This window comes from Bartonella sp. AA168HLJHH, assembly GCF_042197365.1.
Lineage (GTDB): Bacteria > Pseudomonadota > Alphaproteobacteria > Rhizobiales > Rhizobiaceae > Bartonella.
On the sequence record NZ_JBHIRS010000056.1, the window covers coordinates 1 to 1,904 of the forward strand.

A 1,904-nucleotide genomic window follows, 5' to 3' on the forward strand; every position below is an offset into this window, starting at 1 on the left:
GAATTATTGGCGGCAATGGCTATACTTATGAGACAATACCTGCTGGTAGTAACTGGTGGAAAGAATGGTGGAGAGTGATCATGAATCCCATAAGCTCCCATACCTGTCTTGGAGATGCGGGGCGTATGTGCAACATGCTTTACGGCTCATCTCATCGTGAACAAGTTCCTTCAAGTAAATCATGGAGTAAAAAATGAAACACATCGTAAAATTATTAAGTGCTGTAACTTTGTTAAGTATAGCTGGGTGCCAGTTTAATAAAACTCCCATATCTTCTATAGGGGCATGGGAGAAGCCAGGAGCAGATTTTACGGAGATAGGAAAAGCCTTGTTAGAATGCGGTATGCCAACCCCTTATGATAAGGATCCAGAAAGTAGAAAGCTCAGTAATAATGCAAATGCAACCATTGATGCTTGCATGCTCCAAGCGGGATTTCGCTATAAATATGATGTGGGGGGAGGCTGGTGTGGAAATCATAAAGCTGAAAACTTGCCCATTTGTCGTCCAGGCGCTGTTGTTCCACAGCGCAGTGTCAAGAAGCGCTTGAACAGCCCTTTTTGTAAAAAGCATCCAGAACAATATGAATGTTATCCTTAAGTTTTGCTGTTTGTGATGATTAACAATCCGCTATCCTTGCCTTCACTTGGAATGGTGGGATTGTTTTCTCAATCCATCATCTCAATATTGTTCACCGTTGTTTTAAGCAGCGGTGACAGGAAATATCAACAGGCTTATGAGCTTTTTTATTGTAAATAAATCCATTGAAAGAGGGGAATAATGAAGAAAATCTTAAAACTATTGAGTTGTATAGCTCTGTTAAGTATCACTGGATGTGTTAACTCAATTCCCTCACTTTCTCCAGCATTATGGAGAAATAAAATACTTTTAGAATGTGGAGTACCGGACCTTAATAAGGTTGTGGCGCTAGATTTGAATCAATTTGCCAGTATTGAAATGTGTATGGCGCAATCAGGTTTTCGCCCTAGCTTTACAATACAAGATTGGTGTGAGAACCATAAATCAGACAACCTTCCCATATGTCGTCCTAGTGCTATCACGCCTCAGCGAAGTGTTGAGAGACGCTTAAATAGCCCTTATTGTAAAAAACATTCAGAACAACTTGAATGCCAGCCTTAAGTCTTGCTTCAGCAGAGAAAGCCTTGAATTTACACCAAATAAAGCACCAGGTTTGATGAGCTTGAGAAAGCCTTGTCCGTCCTTACGTGACAAGGTTTTCTTTTTATGCCGCGTCATTATAACGTTGCTGTTTTGCTTGCTCGATGACATTGAAAAGATCTGATTGTAACCAACGGGATAAAAAGCCAAATTTTAAAGGTTTTGGGAGAGAGCCATTGGTTACATGACGGCGGAATGTTGAAACACTCATATGAAGCAATTTTGCACTTTCACGGTCAGTTAAAAGAATATCATTTTCTGTCATTCTAAAATCCTTTCTATCAAAAAATGGTAACAAATCATAACCATTTATTAACCACATTTTGGTTCATTTAGAAAGATGTTTTATTCATAGAAAACAATATTTTATTATACAATTTCTAATGTGATAATTTATGAGTCTTATTGAGAGCGAATGAGAGAGAAGAGAGCTAAAGTTATCCACAGATAATGGGGTTATTCACCCCATATCTTAAGATTGACTCGTGACATAAGCCGCCCATTTATCCATATAAACACGGCGCTGTTCTAGATAGTCAGTACGACGATAGGAGCGCTCTACTTGTCCTCCTACTGTATGACTTAGAATAGTTTCAGCGACCTCATAGGGAGCATCGGTTGTTTCTGCTAGCCAATCGCGTAAACTAGAACGAAAACCATGCGGGCAGGCTTCAAGTTTATTGTCTCTCATATATTGAGCCATACACTTCTCAGCGAGGGGACCGCG

General features: G+C 39.8%; 3 protein-coding genes and 2 pseudogenes. 3 read left to right on the plus strand and 2 right to left on the minus strand.

From position 1 onward, the window contains the following. From ACFINM_RS09665 to ACFINM_RS09675, 3 genes and pseudogenes are all read left to right on the plus strand, one after another. Nucleotides 1-197 (plus strand): annotated as a pseudogene (locus ACFINM_RS09665) (filamentous hemagglutinin); the annotation flags it as partial. Next, nucleotides 194-598: a hypothetical protein gene (locus tag ACFINM_RS09670; protein ID WP_375615473.1), complete on the plus strand. Its 405-nt coding sequence runs from the start codon at nucleotides 194-196 to the stop codon at nucleotides 596-598. The pseudogene ACFINM_RS09665 and the gene ACFINM_RS09670, both read left to right, overlap by 4 nt. 180 nt (nucleotides 599-778) lie before the next feature. After that, entirely contained in the window at nucleotides 779-1,138 is a 360-nt protein-coding gene (locus tag ACFINM_RS09675; RefSeq protein ID WP_375640976.1) for a hypothetical protein, read from the plus strand. Nucleotides 1,139-1,241: 103 nt separating this feature from the next. Here the strand turns inward: ACFINM_RS09675 and ACFINM_RS09680 are convergent, their stop codons facing one another. Together ACFINM_RS09680 and ACFINM_RS09685 are read right to left on the minus strand one after the other, a co-directional pair. Continuing rightward, nucleotides 1,242-1,442, minus strand: coding sequence for a helix-turn-helix transcriptional regulator (locus ACFINM_RS09680; protein WP_375634691.1), 201 nt, complete (start codon nucleotides 1,440-1,442; stop codon nucleotides 1,242-1,244). Nucleotides 1,443-1,649: 207 nt separating this feature from the next. Next, nucleotides 1,650-1,904: pseudogene (locus ACFINM_RS09685) on the minus strand (integrase); the annotation flags it as partial.

Coding starts and splice junctions, on each gene's coding strand:
- ACFINM_RS09670 (WP_375615473.1), top strand. CDS start 194: ATGAAACACATCGTAAAATTATTAAGTGCTGTAACTTTGTTAAGTATA.
- ACFINM_RS09675 (WP_375640976.1), top strand. CDS start 779: ATGAAGAAAATCTTAAAACTATTGAGTTGTATAGCTCTGTTAAGTATC.
- ACFINM_RS09680 (WP_375634691.1), bottom strand. CDS start 1,442: ATGACAGAAAATGATATTCTTTTAACTGACCGTGAAAGTGCAAAATTG.